The sequence below is a fragment of the Arthrobacter sulfonylureivorans genome, from assembly GCF_047607445.1.
GTDB lineage: Bacteria > Actinomycetota > Actinomycetes > Actinomycetales > Micrococcaceae > Crystallibacter > Crystallibacter sulfonylureivorans_A.
In genome coordinates this window covers 20,594-44,382 of the sequence record NZ_JBLKRT010000018.1, presented here as the reverse complement: position 1 = coordinate 44,382, position 23,789 = coordinate 20,594, and the positions used below count along the sequence as shown (strand labels likewise).

17 protein-coding genes are annotated in these 23,789 nt (G+C 64.8%); 12 read left to right on the top strand and 5 right to left on the bottom strand.

The annotated features are described in order from the left end of the window. From glmU to ACMX2H_RS10360, 5 genes are all read left to right on the top strand, one after another. Positions 1-1,554 (top strand): bifunctional UDP-N-acetylglucosamine diphosphorylase/glucosamine-1-phosphate N-acetyltransferase GlmU, encoded by a 1,554-nt coding sequence (gene glmU / locus ACMX2H_RS10380; RefSeq protein WP_414960421.1) that lies wholly within the window; start codon positions 1-3, stop codon positions 1,552-1,554. Continuing rightward, the gene (locus ACMX2H_RS10375) at positions 1,551-2,531 is read left to right on the top strand and encodes a ribose-phosphate diphosphokinase (protein WP_414960420.1); all 981 of its coding nucleotides are present in this window, start codon (positions 1,551-1,553) and stop codon (positions 2,529-2,531) included. Before glmU ends, ACMX2H_RS10375 begins: the two co-directional genes overlap by 4 nt. A 347-nt stretch (positions 2,532-2,878) precedes the next feature. Then, on the top strand, positions 2,879-4,369 hold the full coding sequence (locus tag ACMX2H_RS10370) for a sugar transferase (protein ID WP_414960419.1): 1,491 nt from the start codon (positions 2,879-2,881) through the stop codon (positions 4,367-4,369). Then, positions 4,369-5,178: a glycosyltransferase family 2 protein gene (locus ACMX2H_RS10365; RefSeq protein ID WP_414960418.1), complete on the top strand. Its 810-nt coding sequence runs from the start codon at positions 4,369-4,371 to the stop codon at positions 5,176-5,178. Before ACMX2H_RS10370 ends, ACMX2H_RS10365 begins: the two co-directional genes overlap by 1 nt. Beyond that, on the top strand, positions 5,145-6,515 hold the full coding sequence (locus ACMX2H_RS10360) for a lipopolysaccharide biosynthesis protein (RefSeq protein ID WP_414960417.1): 1,371 nt from the start codon (positions 5,145-5,147) through the stop codon (positions 6,513-6,515). Before ACMX2H_RS10365 ends, ACMX2H_RS10360 begins: the two co-directional genes overlap by 34 nt. 95 nt (positions 6,516-6,610) lie before the next feature. Here ACMX2H_RS10360 and ACMX2H_RS10355 read toward each other — a convergent pair whose 3' ends face one another. Then, the gene (locus tag ACMX2H_RS10355) at positions 6,611-8,104 is read right to left on the bottom strand and encodes a tyrosine-protein kinase domain-containing protein (protein ID WP_414960416.1); all 1,494 of its coding nucleotides are present in this window, start codon (positions 8,102-8,104) and stop codon (positions 6,611-6,613) included. Positions 8,105-8,287: 183 nt separating this feature from the next. Between ACMX2H_RS10355 and ACMX2H_RS10350 the strand changes: the two genes are divergently transcribed. Continuing rightward, a complete protein-coding gene (locus tag ACMX2H_RS10350) occupies positions 8,288-9,610 on the top strand; it encodes a hypothetical protein (protein ID WP_414960415.1) in 1,323 nt (440 codons plus the stop codon). On the opposite strand, the gene ACMX2H_RS10345 is transcribed toward ACMX2H_RS10350, so the two are convergent. Genes ACMX2H_RS10345 through ACMX2H_RS10330 form a run of 4 tightly spaced genes read right to left on the bottom strand, consistent with a single transcriptional unit; the run spans position 9,558 to position 13,681 of the window. Next, positions 9,558-10,664, bottom strand: coding sequence for a glycosyltransferase (locus tag ACMX2H_RS10345; RefSeq protein ID WP_414960414.1), 1,107 nt, complete (start codon positions 10,662-10,664; stop codon positions 9,558-9,560). The genes ACMX2H_RS10350 and ACMX2H_RS10345 overlap by 53 nt on opposite strands. A gap of 20 nt (positions 10,665-10,684) precedes the next feature. Further along, complete coding sequence (locus tag ACMX2H_RS10340) at positions 10,685-11,575, bottom strand: glycosyltransferase family 2 protein (protein ID WP_414960413.1); 891 nt, start codon at positions 11,573-11,575, stop codon at positions 10,685-10,687. Further along, a complete protein-coding gene (locus ACMX2H_RS10335) occupies positions 11,565-12,521 on the bottom strand; it encodes a glycosyltransferase family 4 protein (RefSeq protein ID WP_414960412.1) in 957 nt (318 codons plus the stop codon). Before ACMX2H_RS10335 ends, ACMX2H_RS10340 begins: the two co-directional genes overlap by 11 nt. After that, a complete protein-coding gene (locus ACMX2H_RS10330) occupies positions 12,518-13,681 on the bottom strand; it encodes a glycosyltransferase (protein ID WP_414960411.1) in 1,164 nt (387 codons plus the stop codon). The genes ACMX2H_RS10335 and ACMX2H_RS10330 overlap by 4 nt, the downstream gene beginning before the upstream one ends. 311 nt (positions 13,682-13,992) lie before the next feature. Between ACMX2H_RS10330 and ACMX2H_RS10325 the strand changes: the two genes are divergently transcribed. The 6 genes from ACMX2H_RS10325 to ACMX2H_RS10300 all read left to right on the top strand — a co-directional run bounded on the left by ACMX2H_RS10325 (position 13,993) and on the right by ACMX2H_RS10300 (position 23,772). Further along, positions 13,993-14,595: a 50S ribosomal protein L25/general stress protein Ctc gene (locus ACMX2H_RS10325; RefSeq protein ID WP_414960410.1), complete on the top strand. Its 603-nt coding sequence runs from the start codon at positions 13,993-13,995 to the stop codon at positions 14,593-14,595. A 134-nt stretch (positions 14,596-14,729) separates the two neighbouring features. Continuing rightward, a complete protein-coding gene (gene pth / locus ACMX2H_RS10320) occupies positions 14,730-15,302 on the top strand; it encodes an aminoacyl-tRNA hydrolase (protein ID WP_414960452.1) in 573 nt (190 codons plus the stop codon). 470 nt (positions 15,303-15,772) lie between these two features. Next, positions 15,773-18,418 (top strand): helix-turn-helix transcriptional regulator, encoded by a 2,646-nt coding sequence (locus tag ACMX2H_RS10315; protein WP_414960409.1) that lies wholly within the window; start codon positions 15,773-15,775, stop codon positions 18,416-18,418. Next, positions 18,415-21,087, top strand: a complete 2,673-nt coding sequence (locus tag ACMX2H_RS10310; protein ID WP_414960408.1) for a LuxR C-terminal-related transcriptional regulator — start codon at positions 18,415-18,417, stop codon at positions 21,085-21,087. The genes ACMX2H_RS10315 and ACMX2H_RS10310 overlap by 4 nt, the downstream gene beginning before the upstream one ends. 532 nt (positions 21,088-21,619) lie before the next feature. Further along, positions 21,620-23,119 (top strand): sugar transferase, encoded by a 1,500-nt coding sequence (locus tag ACMX2H_RS10305; RefSeq protein WP_414960407.1) that lies wholly within the window; start codon positions 21,620-21,622, stop codon positions 23,117-23,119. Between the two features lie 215 nt (positions 23,120-23,334). Continuing rightward, on the top strand, positions 23,335-23,772 hold the full coding sequence (locus tag ACMX2H_RS10300; RefSeq protein WP_414960406.1) for a hypothetical protein: 438 nt from the start codon (positions 23,335-23,337) through the stop codon (positions 23,770-23,772). Positions 23,773-23,789 lie beyond the last annotated feature (17 nt).

The window sequence follows — 23,789 nt, the reverse complement described above, 5'->3', positions numbered from 1 at the left end:
ATGCCGTTAACCCCAACGCTCCGGCTACACCGGAATCAGCGCAGCGAGGAGTGCCACTTAGTGAGCCCCCAGGACGTCCCTGAAAAAAACGTCACATCAGCTTTATCGCCGGCAGCGGTCATTGTTCTGGCCGCGGGGGCAGGCACCCGGATGAAGTCCAAGAAGCCGAAGATCCTGCATGAGATCGGCGGCATTTCCATGGTGGGCCATGCGCTCGCTGCAGCCCGCGGTCTGGCACCCCAGGTGCTGGCCGCCGTCGTACGCCACGAGCGGGACCGTGTGGCTGAGCACATTTCCGCACATGACCCCGACGTCCTGGTTGTTGATCAGGACGAGATCCCCGGCACCGGTCGGGCCGTGGAGGTGGCGCTCGAGGCGCTCCCGGCGGGACTGGACGGAACCGTGGTGGTCACCTACGGGGATGTGCCGCTCCTGACCAGCGAACTGCTCCACGACCTGGTTGCCGAGCATGCCTCCAGCGGCAACGCCGTCACCGTGCTGACCGCGGTCCTCGACGACGCGGGCGGGTACGGCCGCATCATCCGGGCCGCCGACGGCAGCGTCCAAGGGATCGTTGAGCACAAGGACGCGACCGAGGAACAGCGCGCCATCCGCGAGGTCAATTCCGGCATCTATGCCTTCGACGCCGCGGTGCTTCGCGGTGCGTTGGCCAAAATCACCACCGACAACGCCCAGGGCGAGAAGTACCTCACCGACGTGCTGTCGCTGGCGCGGGCCGACGGCGGGCGCGTGGCCGCCGTCGTCACCTCCGACCGGTGGCAGGTGGAGGGCGCCAATGACCGGGTCCAGCTGGCGGCGCTTGGCGCGGAACACAATCGGCGGATTCTGGATGCTGCCATGCGCTCCGGCGTCAGCATCGTGGATCCCGCGACCACGTGGATTGATTCGACCGTGACGTTCGGAACCGACGTGACGCTCCTGCCCGGGACGCAACTGCACGGGACGACCCATGTTGCCTCGGACGCGGTGGTGGGACCGGACACGACGCTGAAGAACGTGACGGTTGGCGAGGGAGCATCCGTGGTCAGGACGCACGGTTCCGACTCAGAGATCGGACCCGGCGCCACGGTTGGCCCCTTTACCTACCTGCGCCCCGGAACCGTGCTGGGTGAGAAGGGCAAGATCGGCGCATTCTACGAAACCAAGAATGTGACCATCGGCAAGGGCGCCAAGCTGTCCCATCTTGGCTACGCCGGGGATGCTGAAATCGGTGAGAACGCCAACATCGGCTGCGGCAACATCACTGCCAATTACGACGGCGAAAAGAAGCACCGCACCGTCATCGGCTCCAACGTGCGCACCGGCTCCAACACGGTTTTCGTCGCCCCCGTTCAGGTTGGCGACGGCGCCTATTCGGGTGCCGGTGCCGTGATCCGCAAGGATGTCCCGGCCGGTGCGCTCGCCGTCAACGTTGCGCCACAGCGGAACCTGGAAGGGTGGGTCCAGAAGAACCGCCCCGGCAGCTCCTCCGCGGAAGCTGCCTCCCGAACCTCCTCCGATCAATCTCCAACTGTAGAAAGTGATCCTTCATGAGCGGAATCAAGGCACAGGGCGAAAAGAGGCTGGTACTGGCTTCTGGACGCGCACATCCTGAACTGGCGCAGCAGATCGCCAAAGAACTGGACATCGAACTGCTGCCGACGTCCGCCTACGACTTCGCAAACGGCGAGATCTACGTGCGGTTCGAGGAAAGCGTCCGCGGCACCGACGCCTTCGTCCTGCAGGCGCACCCGGCCCCGATCAACGAGTGGCTGATGGAGCACCTGATCATGGTGGACACCCTCAAGCGCGCCTCGGCCAAGCGGATTACCGTCGTGGCGCCGTTCTACCCGTATGCCCGACAGGACAAGAAGCACCGCGGCCGCGAGCCCATCTCGGCCCGCCTGGTGGCGGATATGTACAAGACTGCCGGCGCCGACCGGTTGATCTCCGTAGACCTGCACACCGCGCAGATCCAGGGGTTCTTCAACGGACCGGTCGACCATCTGATGGCCATTCCGCTGCTTGCTGACTATGTCCGCACCAGGGTGGATCTGGACAACGTCACCGTGGTTTCCCCTGACACGGGCCGCGTCCGCGTCGCCGAGCAGTGGGCCGAGCGCCTCGGCGGTGCCCCGCTCGCCTTCGTGCATAAATCCCGCGACGTCAGCGTGCCCAACCAGGCGGTATCCAAGCAGGTCGTGGGCCTGGTGGAAGGCCGCACCTGCGTGCTGATCGATGACATGATCGACACCGGTGGAACCATTTCCGGTGCTGTCCAGGTCCTGAAGAACGCCGGCGCCAAGGACGTGATCATCGCGGCCACGCACGCAGTGTTCTCGGATCCGGCTGCCCGCAGGCTCTCCGAAAGCGGAGCCCGGGAAGTGGTGGTGACCAACACCTTGCCGATCCCGCCGGAGAAGAACTTCAAGGAACTGACCGTCCTGTCGATCGCCCCGCTGATCGCCCGTGCGGTCCGCGAGGTCTTCGAAGACGGCTCGGTGACCAGCTTGTTCGACGGTAAGGCCTGATAAAAGACGTTGCCGGCTGAGCTTGCCTCGGCCGTCACGGCTCTCTGCGAGGGGCCGACGATGGAAGCCTGAAGAAATTCGGGCCAGCAGTGCCATCGTCGGTCCCTTTGCCATGTTCCCGTTTCACGCCTAAGTTCTGTGGCCGGCGCTGGTCAATCCACCTGGTGAACCGGAGCTGACCCTCTTCCCGTGAGCCCGTGCGGAGCGCATTCCATCCGAGTGTTCGCTACAGTCCCGTTGGGCCGGACCGGCTGCTGCAACGTTCAAGGTTTGCCCAAGAATCTGGTGATATTCCTAGGACGTCAGCATCACCGGAGGGGGGCCGCAGCATGACTGTGGTAAGTCGCATGCCGCTAGGATACGCAGGCAAAGGGCGGTTCCGCGGCTCCTCCGAGCCGCACTCATTCCCACACGTCCGCCGCTCATCCCAACGCGGCTGGAGACGTTCCCTGCTGATTGGCCTGCTGGTGTCGGATACGGTCGTTATCGTCGGTTCCGTTGTCTTCGCCCAGAGCCTGTGGGCCGGAAGGAGCCTGGAACGGCTTCAGATCATGTCCGGGTCCTCCTGGCTTCTCGCGGGGACGCTGTGCGCCATCTGGCTGGCAGCGATGTCCGTCGGCCAGAGCCGCGCGATTCCGATCCTGGGCTCAGGGACCGATGAGTACCGGCGCGTCATCAATGCGACGTTTGCGGCCTTCGGGCTATTCGCCATCTGCGCCACGCTCCTGAAAATCGACGTGGCACGAGGCCTGCTGGTCACGGCGCTTCCGACCGGGGTTGCCGCGCTGTTGCTGACCCGGCACTGCTGGCGGCGCTGGCTTGCGAACAAGCGGGCCACCGGCGCGCTGTGCGAGCGGGCACTGCTGGTCGGACCCGCCGCCGATGTGGAGTTTGTCGGCCGCCGGATGCTCAAGACGCCTGGTTGTGGCTACCGGATCGTCGGCGCCGCGGTGGGGGAGACAAACTCCGGGACTGTCGAGCTTGGGGGCTCTTCCACCATTCCGGTCGTGGCAGCGCCCGACGACGTGCATGAAGCAGTCAGGCGCCTGGACATCGATGCCGTGGTGATCACCGGATCCGAGTTGGGCCGGACCGAACTCCGTGAGCTGGGCTGGGCGCTGGGGGAGACGGGCACAGTCCTGGTGGTGGCCAGCAGCGTGGGGGACATCTCCGGACCCAGGATCAACTGGCGCCCGGTCGAGGGGCTGCCCCTGATGCGGATTGAGTTGCCGCATTTTGACGGTGCAAAGTACGTCCTCAAGCGGGCCTTCGATGTGGTTGCGGCAGGTGCTGGACTGATGATCGCATTGCCGCTGCTGTTGTTGGTGGCGGCCGCTGTCAGGCTGGACAGCCCCGGACCGGTCCTGTTCGTCCAAGAACGGATCGGGCTGGGCGGCAAAGCGTTCCGGATCCTCAAATTCCGCTCCATGACCGTCGATGCCGAGCAACAACTGCTCAAAGTCCTCGGTGGCGGAATGAGGGCGTTCTATAAGACGAAGCGGGATCCGCGGGTAACCCGGGTCGGGGCCTTCATCCGCAAGTACTCCATTGACGAACTGCCGCAGCTCATCAACGTTCTCCGCGGCGATATGTCGTTGGTAGGCCCCCGTCCTCAAGTGGCAGAAGAAGTGGAGCTTTACGATGCGGCCATGCGTCGGCGGCTACTGGTCAAGCCCGGCATCACCGGGCTGTGGCAGGTCAGCGGGCGCAGTGACCTGGACCTGGATGAAAGCGTCCGATTGGACCTGTATTACGCGGAGAACTGGTCGCTCGCCGGTGACGTGGCCATCATCCTCCGGACGGTTCGGGCTGTGCTCCTCGGAGCCGGGGCCTATTGATGGCAGTGCCAGGAGTCAGCGTTGTCATCCCGGTATTCAACCGCGCTGCCACTGTAGAGCGGTCGGTGCGGAGCGTCCTTGAGCAGTCCCCGCCGGTGCTGGAGGTGCTGGTAATCGATGACGGCTCCACGGACGAGACAGCCCGCGTTGTCGGCCAAATCGCCGAAGAGGACTCCAGGATCCGGTATATCCGGCAGCCGCATGCCGGGGCCAACGCGGCACGCAACCGGGGCATCGAGTTGGCCGAAGGAACGCTGGTTGCTTTCCAAGACAGCGACGACGAGTGGTTGCCGGGCAAGTTGCAGGCGCAACTGACGGCGCGGCAAGCTGCTGGGGGACCGGCGCTGGTTTTTTGCCGGCAGGCCGTGCACGAGCCGGGCCGGCCGTGCCGGCTGGTGCCCGACGAAGTGGTTCCTCCCGGGGGGCACCGTCGTCAGCTGCTGCGTGAAAACCACATATCGACCCAGACGGTTTTGGTCGACAAGGCGCTGTTGGCTGCCAGCGCAGGGTTCGATCCTGTGTTGCGCAGGCTTCAGGACTGGGACCTGTGGCTCGGAATGCTGCGGCAGCGGAGGCAGCAGGTGGTGCTGGTTCCGAAGGTACTGGTCAATGTCTACCGGCAGCCGGACAGCATCAGCGAAGACGACCCAGCGTACTACGCCGCCTTGGAACGTATAGTCTGCAAGCATTGGCCCTTGCTGGCTGCACACCCCTACGCTCTACTGCGGCATTTGTATCGGATCGCCAAAGGCCGCCTCGCAGGTGCGGTGCCGCCGTGGCTCTTTGGTTCCGGCCGGACGGCACCATGAACTCCGCGCACCTGGGCCGATACGTGGCGCTCACCACCTTCGGCAATCTGGTGCCACCGCTGGCAGGCCTTGTCATCGCCCCACTGCTGGCCCAGTCCCTGGGCGTCACGGGACGTGGAGAACTGGCAGCGGCCAACGCCGTTTTGCTGGTGGCCACCATTGCCGCGGCTTTCGGACTGCCCGAAGCACTGACCTACTTTGTGGCGCGGGGCCGGGACTATGTAGGAGGCCTCCTGGCCCGTTCCGGGGCATTACTTCTGCTGGCGGGCATCGTCGGCACGGCAGCGCTCATGGCGGCCGCCCCGCTGCTGTCCGGAGGGGACGATCGGGTTGTCGGCCTGATCCGGTTGGCAGTCCTGGCCCTGACACCAGCCCTGTTGGTAGGAGGTTTGCGGGGCGCGGCCGCCGGCTGTCAAGCGTGGGGGCTGATCAGCGCGGACCGCATCCTCGCCGCCCTGGTGCGGCTGGCCGCCGTCGCCCTGTTGGCGCTGTCGGGGGCTTTGACCCCCGAGTCTGCGGTGGCCGCCATCGCGGTGAGCTATTTCATTGGTGCAGCCGTCTATATCCGGTTGCCTGCCCTGGTCCGGCAACTCCCGGGCTGCCGTCCGTACGGTCCGGAGAGCGACAGCGGGCTGTTCAGGTACGGAATGGTCCTGTGGCCAGGAGCTTTGACCGGGATTCTGTTGATGCGGGCAGACCAACTGCTGCTTGCCCCGTTGGCGGGCGTCGCGGAGCTGGGCATCTACGCCGTTGCCGCGACCATAGCCGAGGTCTCCTTGGTGTTCAATGCGGCGGTGAAGGACGTCATTTTCAGTGCAGAATCGGCTGACCAGGACGAGCATCGGCTGGGGGCGGCAGCACGGATCTCCACCTTAATCACCGTCCTGGTTGCCGCCGGCCTGATCGCGTTGTCAGCCTGGGCTGTGCCGCAGTTTTTCGGGACTGACTTCATGCCGGCCGTGCCGGTCCTGTGCGTGCTGCTGGCGGGGACGGTGCTCGGCAATCCGGGTTCCGTGGCAGGCGCCGGCCTTGGCGCGCGGGGCCGGCCGGGGCTGCGCAGCTGGTCTTTGGGGGCCGCCTTGCTGGCCAACGTGCTGCTGCTGATGCTGCTGGCCGGACGATGGGGTGCCATGGGGGCGGCCATCGCGGCCTTGGCTGGCAACGTCCTCGCCGGCGGCCTGAACGTCTTGTGGCTCTGGCGTTGCTTCGCCATACCACCGGGACTGCTGCTGCGCCCGCGCCGTTCAGATCTCTGGGCGCTGGGACAGGGGCTGAGAACTGCGGCCGCCCGGCTCTCGGTTCGGGCCCGGGCGGATCGGCCCACGAGAGTACCGTAGGCACCGCAACGGCTCTTCCGCAGGGGAGCCGGGCAGAAACCGGACGAAGCATGCGCACGCCCTTGCCTGCGGGGAACTTCGAAGGTGCAGCCGAATTAACGCTCCAGCGCCACGGCGGGGCTATGGATTTCGGCCGGATTGGAAGCCGCTATCCCGGTAACCAACGGCGACGAGGGAACCCCGTTGTGCGCGGCATGAACGGCACGTTCCCGGTGATCGTGGCGCTCGCGGGCAATACGGGAGGGCAGGCGGTTCATCACCACACCCAAGATGGACGCGCCAGCCCGCGCCAGGGAGCGCACGGCGTCACCCAGTTCGTCGTCCTGGGTATCCTCCCGAACCACCACCAGCGCCCCGTCTGCCATCTTGGTCAGAACCGCCACCTCCGGCGCGGACCGAAGGGGCGGCGCGTCCACCAGCACAATAGCCCGCTGGGCCAGCTGAGCGAGCAGGACGCCGGCGGCGGGCGTGCCGAGCAGCTCATCGGGTTCGCCCATGCTGCTGCCTGCCGCAATCACCTGCAAATTGCTGCGGCGCGCCCAGGTTTGCAGGACGTCCTCAGGCCGGCAGGTGCCGGCCAACAATTCGCCGAAGCCTGGGCCCTCTTGGACGCCGAAAATGTCGGAGATGGAGTGTGCATGTAACTGGGCGTCGACCACGATCACCGGCTGACCGGATGCCGCAATAGTGACGGCCAACTGCGCGGTAAGGAAAGAGCGACCCGACCGCGGCATCGGACTGGTAATGACGATGGAGCGCAGTGGCCTGCCGACGTCGGTAAAGCGCACGCCGGTCCACAGTGACCGAAGAGCATCCTGCATCGCCTCGGAACGGGGCCACGGCAGCTCGACGCCGGTTCTCCCTCGGACCGGCCGGCGATTCCGTTCCCGCGGCAGGACGCCGAGCACCGGCAACTGGAACATGGCTTCTACTGTCTCGGCGCTGCGAACCCGGCGGTCGCTCGCAGAGCGAACGGCGGCAATGGCCAGGCCGACGACCAGGCCGCCCAGTCCGCCGAGGCCTAGCGACAAGACGGGATTCGGGAACACGGGCCGAAGGGGCAGGGACGCCGTACCAAGCGGGTCCAGCCGGATCAGTTCGTCGGCACCGCCGGAGTGCCCTTCAATCTGACGGATTTGCCTCGACAGAGCCGCAAGCCAGGCGTCAGCCAGGGTGACGGCGTCATCAGCCTCGGCCGCTTCCGCCGTGATGCGCAGGATCGTCGTTCCCGTGGGATTGTCGACGCTGATTTGCTCCAGCAGTTGCGCGGCCGGAGCGGACAAACCCAGTTCCGAACGAACGCGCTCCGCGACGGGAAGGGACTCGGCGATGAAGAGATAGCCAGCAGTTTTGGACTGTGCCACGCTTTCCGCCGACTGCAGTGAGGCAACGTCCGGGCCGGGTGCAACTACTATGTAGCCGCTGGCCTGCGTGGCATACAGCGGACGTTGGACTTGAGTCCATGCCAGGGCGGTGCCCAAGCCAAGCGCAAGACAGGCCACCACGATGATCCAGTAGGTTGCGATCAGGCGCCCGTAGTCCCGAATCTCCACCGGACCGCGCTTCGCACCGGATGATGCATCGTTCATTTCCGTCTCTCCCCCAAGTCGACGCGATGCCTCGCAGTCTAGTCCAGCCACGACCCGCCAGCCTTGGGATTTTCTGACGACCGGGTGTCGGAAGCCCAGAAAGTCACCTACATTGAGCGGATGGGGATGCGCGTGGGGGACGCTCGGCCGGCAGTTCGGCAGGCGCCGGCTGCTGCCCCACTGTTGGCGGCCGGACTCATTGCCGCTGTTTTCACGAGCGGGATCATCAACCTGCTGCCAGCGCCGGCCGGGATAGCGCCGGGCAGCCTGGTCATTGATGCCCTGGTCATGATGATGGCGTTGGCAGCCGTGGCAGAAACCATTCGCTGCCGAGGCAGGGCCGTCGTCCCGGCGTGGCTGCCTCTATTTGGGCTCCTGCTTGCCACCTACCTGGCTCTGCTGCCGCACGGGCCGGAAGCATTCCCTGCGAAGCTGCTCGACCTGCGAAGCCAAGTGCTCTACATCGTGGCGGGGGTCGCGGTAGCCATTGCGGTTCCCCGCAGCAGCGATCGACGGATGCTGGTCCGGGTGGCGATGTGGTCGGCTCTCGCCAGCGCGTTGTTCGGTATCTGCCAGTTCGTGTTCCGCGGCGTGCTGCCGGTGTGGCTGCTGCATCCGGCAGACGCAGACCTCTTTGGCTATTGGGGGACGGATATTATCCGGTCCAACGGGTTGCTCGGCAACACCATCGTCTACGCGAACGTGCTGGTGCTTTTCCTTGCGCTGTGGGCCGCCCAATTGGCTGTCGGGTTTAGCTGGCGACGGCTTGCCGCCGTGTGCGTGCTGTTCGCGGCGGTTCTGACCACTTTTTCCCGGATCGCCATCGTAGGTGCCGTGGCCGTTTGCGCCGTGCTGCTCATTCCTGCGCTGCTCCGGTGGGGCGTTCGGCTACGCCGGATGAATCGCGGAGCTGCCTGGGGGCTTTTCGGCGTGCTGCCTGCCTCGGCGGCGCTCGCCGGTCTGGCACTGGGGGCCGCCGGGGCGTTTGACCGGGTCGCCTCAAGCTTCCTCATTGGGGACCTCTTCCTCAATCGAAACCCCTCTGTGCAGGCTTCGACGGCGATCCACAACGATTTCATCGATGTCGCCTGGCGGATTCTTGCGCAGAGTCCACTAGTGGGGGAGGGCATCCACACGCAGAGGGCCGATTCGATCAACGCCCGAACCTCGGTGGTGATTCTTGATGGCGCCGCCTGGCAAGTACTGGCCGAGGGGGGCCTGCTGCTCTTCGCCGCGTTTGCTGTGTTGGCGGCCGCAGTGGCTTTGGTGCTGGTGCGGCTGATCAAGGCTACCGGGCACTTTGCAGCAGCAGGGCTGTTGGCTTTCTGGATCTACGAGTTCTGCGCCGCTGTGTTTGTGAACTCGGCCTTGTTCGGTAAGGCGAGCTTTCTGCTGATGTGGGTATTGGTCGGCGCAGTCACTGCGGAGGCTGCGTCGCGAAACCGGGGACAGCTCAATGGGACGCTGACGCATAGATCGATTCAAGACGCGCCGTCGTCCTCATGATGTCGAAGTCCCTCATCACCCGCTCCCTGCCAGCCAGCCCCATTCGGTCCCGTAAATCTGCGTCTTCAAGTAGAACGGTGATGTTGGCCGCGAGATGCATGAGGTCACCCTCCGGTGCCAGCAAGCCCGTAATTCCGTCTTGGACTGCCTCCGGTATGCCTCCGCTTCGGTAGGAAGCCACCGGAAGACGGTGCGCGGCCGCTTCCAGAAACACCAATCCGAATCCCTCAGTCTGGTGTGTGGGCGTTGTCACCGAGGGCCCACAGAAGACTTTCGCACCGGCGAGCAGGGTGTGGATACCAGGCCCGTCCAGCATGCCCAGGAAGTCCGCTTGAACACCAAGCTGTTGGGCAAGAAGGACCAACTTGTCACGCTCTGGTCCGTCTCCGGCGATGCCTACACTGATTTTCCGGTTGCCGTTCCGTTCTGCTGAAGCGACCGCGCGCAGCAGATGGTCCACGCCTTTCACCGGCACCAGGCGGCCAACGAAGACAACGTCGTACCCGCCGGCGCGGTCCACCCGGTCCGGCACCGGAATACCCACATGCGCCACGCTGCAATTCGGTTCGCTTGCCCCCAGCGCGATGGCTTGCGCCTTGGTGAAATCCGAAACCGCAACCACGTGGGCGGCGCCGCGAAGCACCCGCGCAACGGAGCGCCGGTACAGGTACCCCATGAATCCCGGCCGGCGCGGCGCTTCGGTCACGTCGTTGCCATGAACGGTCACCACATACGGAATGCCCAGCCGCCGCGCTATCAGGTCAACGCCCCGCGCCTCTGAGGCGAAATGGATGTGGATGAGGTCCGGCTGCAGGGATTTCAGGTAGGCTGCGAGCCGCGGATGCCAGCCACAGAAGGTCAGAAGACGTTCTTCCAAGCCGCCGCGCAGACCCGGGCGCCCCAGCAAGATATCCGATTCGCGGGCCAACGGGCTTGGCTGCCGCCGTAGCCCCAGCGGCCTCGGGGTCCAGTTGACCAGGGCATCCATCTGGTGGCGAATGAAGGTCTCCGAACCGGGGAGCCAGCAGCTCTTCCACACCACGACCTCGCCCATGAATGCTCTCCTTCTTGGTTCTAGCTCCGCGCCGCCACCGCTGAACGCAGCTCATCAACGGCAGCATGCCCACTGCCGGAGCCAGCAGCCAGCCCCAACTTGAGGCCTCGCATCACCCAGCGGGACGCTGCCCATTCACCGCGGAGGACGCGCACACCCAGGCGGAGCATGGCGCGCCAAGCCAGCCCACAGTAGGCCGCGCCGCCAAGCCGCCGAGCCAGCACCGCCAGTCCCATCATCGAGTACGCATCAATCCATCCACCCGCGCGTCCATGCGAGGCGGACAGCCGATGCAGCACCGTCGCGTCGGGCACAATGTGTGTCTCCAGCCCGAAGCGGCGGCAGCGCAGGCAATATTCGACGTCTTCCCAGTACATGAAGAAGCCTTCATCGAGCAGTCCCACCCGGTGGAGAACATCGATGGGCAGCAGAACGCAGGCGAAAGTGGCGAAGTCGGCGATGCTGCCGGCCGCCGGCGGCAGCACGGACCCGGTGGTTGGCCGGAAGCGGTGCCCGGCAGATTGCAGCCTGCCGTCCGGGAAGCGGATCACCGGGGCGACGATACCGGCCTCAGGGCGGCGGACGGCATGGCGGATCAGGAGGTCCAGGCACCCAGGCGCCAGCTCGGCGTCGTTGTTTATCAGCAGCAGATATCTGGTGTCCGGGCTGCGGGCACTGACTCCCAAATTCACGCCGGCGGCGAACCCCAGGTTTTTTCGGGACTCGATCAGCTTCACCCGTCCGGCATGCGCCGCTGCAAACTCGCGCAGCGAACCGCTTGATTCGTTGTCCACGACGATCACCTGGCCCGGTCCTCCCGGCGCCAGCAGCGATTCGACGCACCGGTTGGTGCCCACCGGATCTTTCCAATTGAGCACGACGGCGGTGACGGCGAGCAAGTCAGAGCCCACGCAGAACACCCCCTACCCGGTCAGCAACCCTGTTCCAACAAAAGCGTCCGGCGTCGAAGCCACTCACCGGCTGAGGCTGCTCTAACGCATTGCGGAGTGCCTCGCGCCACTGCCCGACGTCCGTGGCCGACGCAACGGCGGTGCCATAGCCGGCGCAGATTTCGTGAACGCTGTTGCAGCCCTGCCAGTAGACCACGGGCGTGCCGCAGCTCAACGATTCCACTGCCGGCAGCCCAAAGCCCTCCGCCGTGGAGGGCAGCACGGTGGCGGCCGCGCCCCGGTAGAGGGACGCCAGCCTGCGGTCGTCCAACCCGGAGAGCACTTCAGACCGTTGGCTGAGTCCGTGCCTGGCGAGCGCTGTACCGAAGCGTGTGTGGTCGGGGGAAACCACGATCAACCTCGCCTCCGGCAACCCGGCGAGTGCCGTCAGCATGGTCGGAACGTTCTTGTGCGGCCGAAGCGCCCCAACGTAGAGGAGGTAGGGTCGCTTGGGCGTGGAAGCAGCAGCATCCGGTGTGAACTCACCCGAGCAGCCGTTTCCCGCATTGATGACTTCGACCGTGTCGTCACGGAGCCATCGGCGGATTTCTTCGGCGGAGGTTTCCGATACCGTGAGGACCCGCCCGAGCCGCCTGATGACTGGACGGATCAATGCTTCGTAGTAAGCCAGACGCTGGGAGCGGTTGGGCAGGCCTGGACGCAAATGGATCAAGTCGTGCAAGGTCAGCAACTGGGGGACCGCGCTGGCAAGCGGGTTGAAGCCGGGCGTATAGAACAGGCGGGTGCTGCGGCCCAGCCGGAACCCGTCCAGCAGCCCGGCAGGAGATGACGGATTGCGGCCGCTGCTTAATCCTGACCATTCGAGCCCGCTGAGCCGGCCCGTGACCTCCCGGGCGTAGCGGGCTATGCCATGGTGTCCCGTGAACCGGGTGTCGATGGTGATCACCGTTGGGCTCCCGGGCCAGCTGCCGCCGTCAGCAACGGGGGTGCCTCGCCGGTGTGGCGGCTGACCCAAGCCCCCATCCGCTGTTGGAAGATGTCCTCGCCGAAGTCCATCGCGCGCTGGCGGGCGGCACTGGCGCCAGACGTGAGCGCGGCGGCGATCCCCGCGCGGAGTGAGTCCTCGTCGTCGAAATCGGCTAAGCCGCCGGTGACGCCATGGACTACGGTTTCTGCCGCCCCGCCGAGAATATTGGCTAACACGGGAGCCCCGGCGGCCATCGCTTCCACGGGCATGATCCCGAAGTCTTCGACCGCAGGAAAGACGAACAGCCGGCAACGCTGGTAGAGGGCGAATAGCAAAGCGTCCGAAATCCTGCCGGTCAAGTGGACGGGCACGCCGGCGGATCGGCCTGCTGCCATGAGCTGCTGGGCCAGCGGACCCATCCCGGCGATGACGACGGGCAGCTGCAGCAGACGGCCGGTTTCGATGACCTTGTCCAACCGCTTGTAGGGGACCAGCCGGGAAGCGCCCAGGACAAAGTCTGCCGGTAGTGCCGCCAAGGCGGCGGACTCCTGCTCCGTCAACAGCGACGACCAGTCGCCAACCGAAGCGATCCGGTGAACACCGACGGGAGGGTGGATGACCTCGGCGTCCCGTCCCCAGTACCGCCGGATCCGTGCCCGGACAAAGCTGCTGTTGGCGGCCACCGCGGAACTCTCTTGGGCGCGGAAGGCATCCAGTGGTTTTAGCGCGGCCGCGGCTGCGCGAGCCAGCGGATGGCTTCCGCGGGGATCGAATTCGGGCGTCCACAGGTAGCGGGCGGGGGAATGCACATAGGAGAGCTTGGGGGTATCCCGGGTGCAGTGGGGGAACTGGACGTGGTGGGCGAACAGATGGGAGCTGGTCAGTATCCAGGAATAGCGTGCGGGGGCACGCCGGTGGCGCCAGACGAGGGGCATCAGCGGAAGCGCCGCCAGCTTGTGCCGGCGCAAGGGGGTGCGGGCCAGCCAGCTCTCGTTCACCGTCTCCGGCAGGAATCGATCGGGGGCATCGTTCCACAGGCAATGCAGGTGGGCTGTCGGGTACAACCGGCTCAGCCCTGCCAGGACGTTTTCGGAGCCGCCCAGCGGCGCGATCCATTCATGAACCAATGCCCCGACCATGATGATGATCCTCCGTCCCGCCCGTTCGAATGACAGGAGGCTAAGTCTGGGCGGATGGGAAAACCTTGGAGTCATAACCTTGGCCACCACCAACGCTTGATCGGCTGCTGGCTCAGTTCCGCCGACCCCGTGGTTTTCCGCAGCTGCCACAGCACTGGTAAAGTAGGGCCATTGCCTAGGCGAGGGAGAGCCGGAACCGGCTCTCCGTTATCGACGGTGGCTAGCAGCTTCGCTTCTCTGCGCTGGTATTCGGTGCGGCGGGACGGTTTCTAGACACCCGCCCTGAACCATCCAGCACAAGGAGTAACACCATGTCCGAGCAGAAGCTCGCCGCTGAAGTCCGCAACGAATTCGGTAAGGGTGCCGCACGACGCGCCCGCCGCAATGCACAGATCCCCGCCGTGATTTACGGCCACGGCGCAGAGCCGCTGCACGTTCTGCTGCCGCAGAAGGCCACCACGCTGGCCCTGCGCACCGCCAACGCCCTGCTGACCCTGGATGTTGACGGTGAGGAGCACCTGGCCCTGGCCAAGGACGTCCAGCGCGATCCGATCGCCCAGATCATCGAGCACGTTGACCTGCTGACCGTCCGCAAGGGCGAGAAGGTGCACGTCGACGTCAACATCCACGTTGCCGGCGAAGTTGCCGCCGGTGCCGTCTTCGATCTGGAAGAGTTCACCGTTCTGGTTGAAGCCGATGCGACCGCTCTGCCGGAGACCCTCACCATCAACGTGGAGGGACGCGAGATCGGCGAGCACGTCCACGCCACCGACATTGAGCTGCCCGCCGGTGTCAGCCTGCTGATTCCGGAAGATACCGTCATCGCCACCGTTTCCGCACCGGCAGTGGCAGAGCCTGAGCCTGAGGCCGAGGCAGCCGAAGCCGCTCCGTCCGCCGAAACCCCGGCCGAGTAGCAACTCCCCGTCGAAGCCCCCGGCGACTGCCTGACGCATTCGCCGGGGGCTTCGGTCTATCCCCAGGATGATCCTGGGTCCCCTGCATCTACCATCCAAGGAGCACCTGTCCCGTGAGCAGCGACACCTGGCTGATGATTGGTTTGGGCAACCCCGGTCCGGGATACAGCGGCAATCGCCATAACGTTGGCCAGATGGCCCTCGACGAGCTATCCCGCCGGATCGGCGGTTCGTTCAAGTCTCACAAGACCCACGCGCAGGTAGTGGAAGGCCGTCTGGGTATCGGAGGGCCACGGGTGGTGCTTGCCAAGCCGCTCACGTTTATGAACCTTTCAGGAGGTCCGACGGCGGCGCTGTGCAAATTCTTCTCGATCGCACCAGACCATGTGGTTGCCCTGCATGACGAGATCGACATTCCGTTCAACACGATTAAACTCAAGATCGGTGGGGGAGAAGGCGGGCACAACGGCCTGCGCGACATGTCCAAGGCGCTGGGTACCAAGGACTATTACAGGGTCCGCATCGGTGTGGGCCGCCCGCCTGGGCGCATGGACACGGCGGACCATGTGCTGCGCGATTTTTCCACGACGGAAAAGAAAGATCTCCCGTTCCTCGTGGACGACGCCGCCGACGCAGCCGAACTTCTGCTGCGCGAGGGACTGCTGGCGGCACAGCAGAAATTCCACGGCACGGCGAAGCAGCAGTGAGTCTCTAGCGTCACAAAACCGTCGATTGGCCAGTCCGGGCGCGGATGCCTAGAATCGAGTTAGCCATATTTGGCTCCACACGCGGGGGTCGACGATGGGCGGCTTACGAGACTGGGCCACCCCCATCCCATCGTCGGCCCCTTTCCAATGCCCACGCCCCGCCAGCGGCACCACTTCGGTGGCCGGCCGGAAGAACGGCGTCGGCATCGAAGACAAGTTCCGGGCGCATTTCGGGCCACCGCCGGGACGTGAATCTGTGCTCGCACGCGCCCCGCCGACCGGCTTCGTTTCCTCAATGTACCGAGGTCGCCCTGAATAATGGCCCTGTTGGGAATCGCGATTTGCAGGTACGCTGAGCTTCAGCCAGCAGGAAGGCTCATCGAGCGGGGGGCCTGCGGCTGCAACTTTAGATAGTGAATCCGGACTTGGGGGTCCGAATTCAGCAATAACGGTTTCTTGGGGGGACCGGTATGACCCAGCCAACTTTGTTGTGGCCTTTCTCCGGCCGCACAGCTCAGGTCGAGGCTCTTGGATCGTTGCTGTCTGGTCCTGACCGGCGAGGTGTTGTGGTTGTCGGCGAAGTTGGAGTGGGGAAGACGGCCCTGATCCAGCACGTCCTGCGACGTGTAGGGGACCAGACGCACGTAGTGCATCTGCGCGGTTCTGCTTCACTCGAAGGCACGTCCTACGGGGCATTCAACGTCATCCTCAGCCGGCACCAAGGGGAACTGAGTCATCCTTTGCGGATCCTCAGCGGCATCGCCGATGCGATCCGAACTATGGCCGCAGGCCGGCCCGTGATCTTGTTCCTGGACAACGCGGAATTTCTGGACAGCCACTCCGCCATGGCCGTCGCACAGTTGGCCGCAGCCGGCATCGTGACCCCGGTGGCCGCAGTCCGCGATCTGACCCACGCCCCTGAGCTGATGCGCATGTGGACCGACGGCGGGCTGGAGCGGCTTGACCTGGAAGGGCTGTCGCCCGAGGAATGCCGGGAGATGCTCGCCGAAGCCCTCAGCGGCCCCATCTCAGAGACGGTCACCATGCAACTCTGGGGAGCGTCCAGCGGCAATCCAATGCTTCTTCAGGCGCTGGCAGAGGAGCAACGCGACGCCGGCCATCTGCTGCAACGCGAGGGCGTGTGGGTTTGCCGCGATGACCTGATCGAACACGGCGGACGCATCGCCGAAGTCGTGGATCTGGGGCTCGGACCTCTCACCGCGGCCCAGCGTTCCCTCTTGGAAATGTGCGCGCTGGTCGGGGAACTGCCGCTGTGGGTTGCGACCGCGGTGGCAGGCCGGGACGAAATGGACCAACTGGAGGCCCGGCGGCTGGTCAGTATCAGGTTGGCCAACGGGCCGGTGCTGGCCGTGGGCAGTCGGTTCTTGAGCGAGGTCATCAGGGACAACGTGCCTCCCGGCCGGGCCAACAGACTGCTGGAGCGGCTCGAAGGACTCACCGATGACACGGGCTTGACCCCCAACGGCCGGCTCGCGCACACCCTGTGGCGGCTTGATTGCCGGAGAGACGCAGACCGTGGACTGGCCTTGGAAAGCGCCCGATTGGCGAACCGTGCAGGGGATTTCGAGACCGCTTTGCGGATTCTTGACTCGCTGGGAAACGAAAACGGCGATCCGGAAGTAGCCCTGGTCCAGCTGGTTGCCCTGGTCGGTTCTGGACAGGAAAACAAAGCCCGGCAGTTGCTTGTATCGCTGGGGGACATGCAGTTGGACCCCAGGGCACAGTTGGAGCTGGACCTTGTCACGGCGGAACTGGCCGATCACGGCGGCGACCACGAATCCGCCCACCGGACGATCGCTGCGGCCAAGGACCGGATAGGAAATGTCCCAGAGGACGCTGACAAGGCGGAGCTGCGCCTTCGGATCGAGCTGGCCGAAGCCGAGTTGTTCGCGCGTGAAGGTCAGCATGCCTCATCCATTCCTGGGTTGGAGCAGGCTCGGAAGGACCTGCCGGGCAACGGTGGCGAAGATTCTCTCCGTGCGGAGAGCCTCCTTGCCGAAGCCATGGCTGTGGCGGGCAGGAACGAGGAAGCGTTGCAGCTCGCCCAGACGCTTCTGGAGCGGCACAAGCGGGACGGGCACCCCGCCGAGGTACTGGAATCAGCCGCCCGGGGCCTGTCCGTAGTCCGACTTACTGCCCGGGAATGGCAGGTGACTGACACCGTTTCCGAGGTTGAGCAGTCTCCTGAGGCCGCACAGGGGCGCATTCCCAGCGTAATTCCCAGCGTGGCGGCGGGCGTCATGCAGGTCCATTGCGGCCGTGCGGCCCAGGCCTTGAAGACGCTCCGACCGCTGATTAGCCAGCTGCGGCAGTTTGATCCTGACGGTCTCGTCGGGATCGCCTCGGCTGCGGCCGCTTATGCAAGTTGCCTTTGCGGCGATGTGGAAGAGGGCCGCCAGTATCTTCGCATGGCGCAGGAATGCCGCAGCGTCCACAGCAGGGCTGCCTGGATCTTCGACTGCGACAGGGACTACTTCCTGGAGATGGCGACTGCTTCCTTCACGTCCAAAGATGTGGCCGCCGCCAAACTGCTCGAACAGGCCGAGCAGCACCGTTTACGAGGGGCGCTCACCGCCGAACTGTTTGCCATCAGCGGCGCGGTGCGCCTTGGAGAATCCGCGGCCGCGGAAGAACTAGCCACTAAGGCCTCGATTGTCCAGGGTGCGTTCGCCAGGCTCTGCGAGCACTATGGCAAAGGGTTGGCGGGCGGGGACCCCGATCAGCTGTTGTTGGCCGCCGAGCGCGCCCACCTGATCGGGCATGATTTGTTTGCCCTGGACGCAGCGTTGGCTGCGGTCTCGTTGGCTCAGGTCGCCAACGATGGGCCAAGGACCGCAGCGGCGAGGGCGCGCACCCAGCAGTATCGGGCAATGTTGGGACCGGTCGGAGTGCAGGGTGAATCACACACCCCGCTCACCGCAAAGGAAACGGATATCGCTTTGCGCGCCGTCGGCGGCTTGACGAACCGACAGATCGCGGACGAACTAGTCGTGTCCGTCCGGACCATTGAGAGCCACTTGTACCAGATTTACGCGAAGCTGCATGTCAGTGGCAGGGCGGAGCTCTCAGATGTGCTCGAGGTGTCCTGCAAGTGAGCCCCTTCGGCGCGGGGGACGATTCCTTCGTCGGCCGCGCCCTTTTCCGCCAGGGTCTCAAATCGAGCCTGGACTCCGATCTGGTGAATGGTGCAGTGCTCGTGGCCGATGCCGGGATGGGAAAGTCCGCGCTCGTCCGCCACGTTCTCAAGGACCCAGCGGATGGAACACTGGCCATCTGGATCCAAGGGTCTCCGGTTCTCAGCGCCGTCCCGTTCGGTGCGATGGCGCCGCATCTATCCCTCGGGACCTCTGCGGACGCACTCTCCGCGCTCGCCGTCCTGCGCGGCTTTCGGGAGTTTCTGGAGATGATTCAAACAGGCGCTGGGGTCCGGCCAGTGGTTGTTGTTGACGATGCCCAGCATCTCGACACGGACTCCGCATTGCTTCTGGCCCAGCTGACAGCTGCCGAAGAAGTGCGGCTGGTGGTGCTCACCCGGTCAATAACAGAGTTGCCGAATGACCTGCTCGCGTTGGGCAAAGATGGACTGTTGCGTCGGATCGATCTTGCGCCCTTGACGGCTGCAGAAGCACACAGCCTGTGTGCTTCCCACCTAGGAGGCGATGTCCTGCCATCCGCGAGCCGTTATTTCCACGCCGCGGCCGGGGGCAATCCCTTGTTCATGAAACTGCTCATTGACCGTAGCCGAAGCGTCGGCCACGTGGTGCAGCGCAAAGGGTTCTGGGTGCTGTCGGGAGAACCGCCCCAACCAGGCCGGCTGATCGGTGACCTGGTGCAGGCCCAACTGTCCAGCCGTACCATATCGGAGCGGATGCTGCTGGAAACTATTGGACTGGGCGAACCGGTGCCGCTTTCGGCGCTGCTGGACCTGGGCAACCCATCAGCTGTGGACGCCCTGGAAAATGACGGACTCATTACGCATGAAGACTCGCCGATGGGCCTCGCTCGGCTGACGCAGCCCCTGGTCGCCGCCGTTATCCGCGAAACCGTGCCTATGGGACGCCGGATGGACCTGAGGAATGCGCTGACCCAGGTTTTCAATCCGGAGGATGAACCCGCTGCACATACACTCCGCTGGGTCGAGTGGGCGCTTGACTGCGGTAGCCCCGTGTCCTCCAGCGCCCTGCTGCGTGCCGCAGCCGAGGCCAACCAGTTCTTCGATCCGGACTTTGCCATTCGGACTGCCGCGAAGATTACGGACCCAGAGCTGGCAGTAGAGGCAACAGTTGAACTTGCCCGCGCACGGATGCTCCGAAATGAGCTCGAAGATGCGGAGGAACTTCTCGGTGGCCTCATAGCTGCGGCAACGAGTCTCGAAGCGGCTGAAGCCGCGGCGTGGATGTCGGCCAGATATGTCTTGGCGGCCAAAAAACCCGGATCACGTGTGGGGAAATACGCCGAAGAATGGCGCGCAGCGATTGAACGCATAGCTCAGCTGCCTGACGGTGAAACCGGCGCCGAGCAGCTGAAGATCGCCCGGGACAGCAATCAATTGCTGGAGTACTACGCGCTGAACGGTGAAGGCCTGTACTCACGTTCGCTGCCCGGATTGACTGCCATGGCCCAGAAGGACGCGAGTACACCGGTCAACAGAATGCTGGCGCTGGCACTGTTGGGCGAGGCCCTGGCGTACTCCGGAAAAATTGAGTCTGGGCTCCGGGCCAGTGCTGAAGCCATGCACCTGATGGGCACCGGCGGCCATACGACGGCGGTTCACGCCGGGCTGGTAGTTCGCCGGCACCTCGAACTGCTGATCCTCGGGGGCAGATGGGAACAGACCGAAGCTGACCTCGCCTTGTACCCGTTCACCGAACCGCGGGCATCGACTTACTTCGGCGGCACCGTCGGTCTGGCCCAGGCAAGGGTGCTGTGCCGGCAAGGCCGGTTTGACCTGGCATTGCCGCAGATCGGCATGAGCATCGAAGCACTGCACCAACATGACATGGAACAGCTGTTGCCACTGGCCTTGGGACTGGGTGCCTACGCCGCGGCTGTCTGCGGCGAAAGAGAACTGGCTGAACGCTACAGCGGCGAATTCGAGGCGGGTCGTGCCACCGGACATGCCCCCACATTGATGCTCGGCCGCTGTTACGCTGTGGCGGCGCGGGCAGCCTTGGACGAAAATCCCGCGGAGCTGATGAAGCTGGCGGACCAGTTGGCCGCCCTCGGGCTGGTCGCCGTCGAAACACAAGCTCTGGAGCTGGGCCTTCATTTGGGGTGTGTGGACCTGCTGCTCCGCCTTGCGGATACCCCTGATCAGGGGGAGGGGACGGACCGCAGGATTCTGGCCAGCATCGCGAAGGCCCATGTCGACGGAGACCTTGAAGCCATGGCCTCCGCCGCAGCCGAGGCCACCGACGCCGGCTATACGCTGATGGCTGCCGCCTGTTTGGACAACGCCCTCGCATACGCCCAGGAGCTGCCCCGACATCCGCAGCTCGCCAAGGTGCGCCGCGACATCATTGCTGCCAGAGAGCAGTTGTCGGAGGTTCCCAGGCCCATACCGGCCCAGGCGGCTGGAGCACTGCCGCAGCTGACCCGCAGGGAGTTGGCCATAGCTGCACTGGTGCGGCGCGGTGCTTCGAACAGGGAAATCGCCAACGAGCTCTCCGTGTCCACACGCACGGTGGAAGGCCATCTCTACCGGATGTTTTCGAAGCTGGGTATCAGCCGGCGGGAAGATCTTCCGAAACTGATCGGCAAGTAGCCGTACGCCACGAGCACTGCCCGGCGCTTGGGTTGCCCCTGACCGGCCGCCGTGCATTCTGGTGAATCGTACTTCCGAGTACCCGTCCGCCGGTACTGAGTGGGAGCCCCCGGCTGGCCCAAGGACTTCAGAAAAAACCCAGTGGTGAGTACTCGTGAGAGCCCATGACTGGATCCGTAGGCTTCTGGGCACGAAGAACTTCTCAAACAGTTTGCTGTTTGTGGGGGTTTAGCTGGGGGTTCGACATCATTGATGGTCTTTTCGGGGGAAAAGTGCGGCCCGGCCGCCCTCCCTTCCTTAATCTCGCGTGTTCTGCCGGCCGGTGGGGGGATACCCGCCGGGAGCACGCAGATCGCCCTGCCTGCCGCTGCCTCAATGCAGCCGAGCCGAGCCAGGGCCCCCAATACGGAGCCGGCGGCGCATGGGCTTGATTTCAAAGCCCTGCCCCCAGCCGCCGCCGGCTCCTTTTACGTCCAGACCGGGAGGCCGCCCCGGTTCCAGTTCTCGACGCTCAGGCTGAGGGAGAATTGCTGTGCACAGTCCTATGACCTTGACCCGCGAATTTGGCTTTCGCACCGTCGTTCCGCGACCGCAGACAAGGGCTGCGGTTCATTCCGGAGTTGCGTGGCGCCGGCGCTACCTGCTGATGCTCCGACTCACGGACGGTTTGTTGATCGCCGCGACGATGGTGGCTTCGACGATCTGGCTGGATTCGGCCGGCGAGCAATCGTCACGAGCCGTCCTCGGCCCCGCCGCGGTTGCGGGATTCATCGCCGTGGTGTGGTTCGGGATGACCAGCCTGATGCGCACCCGGGATCCCAGGCTGATCGGCGTCGGTGCGGGGGAGTACAAGCGCGTCGTGGACGCCAGCGCAGCGACGTTCGGACTGGTGGCTGTGTGCTACGTGTTCCTGGACGCTCCCGGCCCGCGCGGATTCTTCTTCCTGACCTGGCCCGCGGGGCTGATCTTGCTACTGGCGGGGCGATGGGCCTGGCGGCGCTGGCTCAACTACCAGAGCCGCTTCGGCCACTATCTGTCCAAGGTCATCGTGATGGGGAACCGCCACGACGTGGGCTACGTGGTGGCGCAGATCGCCCGAAAATCCGGTGCCGCCTACGACGTCGTCGGTGTGGCGCTGGAAGGAAAGCTGAAGTTCCCGGCCCTGCAGGTCGGAAAGAACGCCGTGCCAGTCCTGGGGAATCTGGATACGATCCAAGACGCCGTAGCTGCCAGCGGCGCCGACGCGGTCATAGTCGCCGGACAATTGCACCGCGGGAACGGGTACATCCAGCGGCTCAGCTGGGACCTGGAGAAGACCTCCACCGAACTGGTAGTCGCCTCCGCCCTCACCAACGTGGCCGGACCGCGCATTCGCGTCCGGCCGGTTGAAGGCCTGCCGTTGATGCACGTCGAACTACCGTCATTCACCGGTGGCCGGCACGTCATCAAGCGCTGTCTCGACGTCGTTGGATCACTCATCGCGCTGACCATCCTTGCCCCGGTCATCGCCATCCTGGTGGCGGCCGTGAAGCTGGACAGCCGCGGCCCTGGCTTTTTCGTCCAAGAGCGAGTGGGCAAGGGCGGCCGGACCTTCCGGATGTACAAGCTGCGCTCGATGGTGGACAGCGCAGAAGACGAACTCGCACAACTCAAGCATTTGAACGAAGGCAACTCAGTCCTCTTCAAGCTTCGGGACGACCCCAGGGTTACACGGGTTGGCCGCTGGATCCGGAAGTATTCGCTGGACGAGCTGCCGCAGCTGTACAACGTCTTGCGGGGAGACATGTCCCTGGTGGGGCCGCGACCGCCTCTGCACGACGAAGTCAGCAAATACGAAACCCATACCCACCGGCGCCTCTTCATCAAGCCGGGCTGTACCGGGCTGTGGCAGATCAACGGACGCTCTGACCTGGACTGGGAGGAGAGCGTCCGGCTCGACCTCTATTACGTGGAGAACTGGTCGGTCTTGGGCGACCTGATCATCATGTGGCGGACAGCGAAAGTCATGCTGAATCCCGTGGGGGCCTACTGATGAATAGAAGTGGGCGGCTGATGGCCGCCGCAGCCCTGATCGCCGCCTTGACCTCGTGTTCCAATGCAGCGGCCGTGGCAGAGCAGCATCCGGCGCCCGGAACCGCAGGCGCTTCGGCGGCGCCAATCGATGACCCCAGGCCAAGTCCGGAAGCAGGGCAGCCTAAGGGCCCCGTCGGGGGCCCCGCATACGAGGCCAAGAAGCCCGGATTCGCCATGGTTGACCGCGGGAAGAGCGGGAAACAGAGACGAATAGCGGTCTCAGCCGCCAGTTTCGCCGGCGAAGCGAAGTACGACGACGGGGTCACCGTTTCGACCGGCAACTTCAGCGAGGGAGTGGTCACCGAGCAGGGCGCCGGCGCGATGACCGGGGCACGGTACGTGCGCTTCACGGTCAGCGTCCGCAACGGTTCGGCGGAAACACTGGATCTATCGGCAGTAGTGCCCACCCTGGTGTACGGCTCCGATCAGGTACCGGCCGCGCCGCTTTACACCGGCGTCCAGGTAGCGGACCTGGTGGGCACAGTGGCGGCGGGCGCTTCAGCGGAAGGAACGTACGCCTTCTTGGTCCCTGCGGGTGCTCCGAAAACGGTGCTGTACCTTGACCTTAACGGCACCCACGCTCCGGTCTCCTTCACGGGTGATCTGCCGTGATCGCCAGGCGGATACCT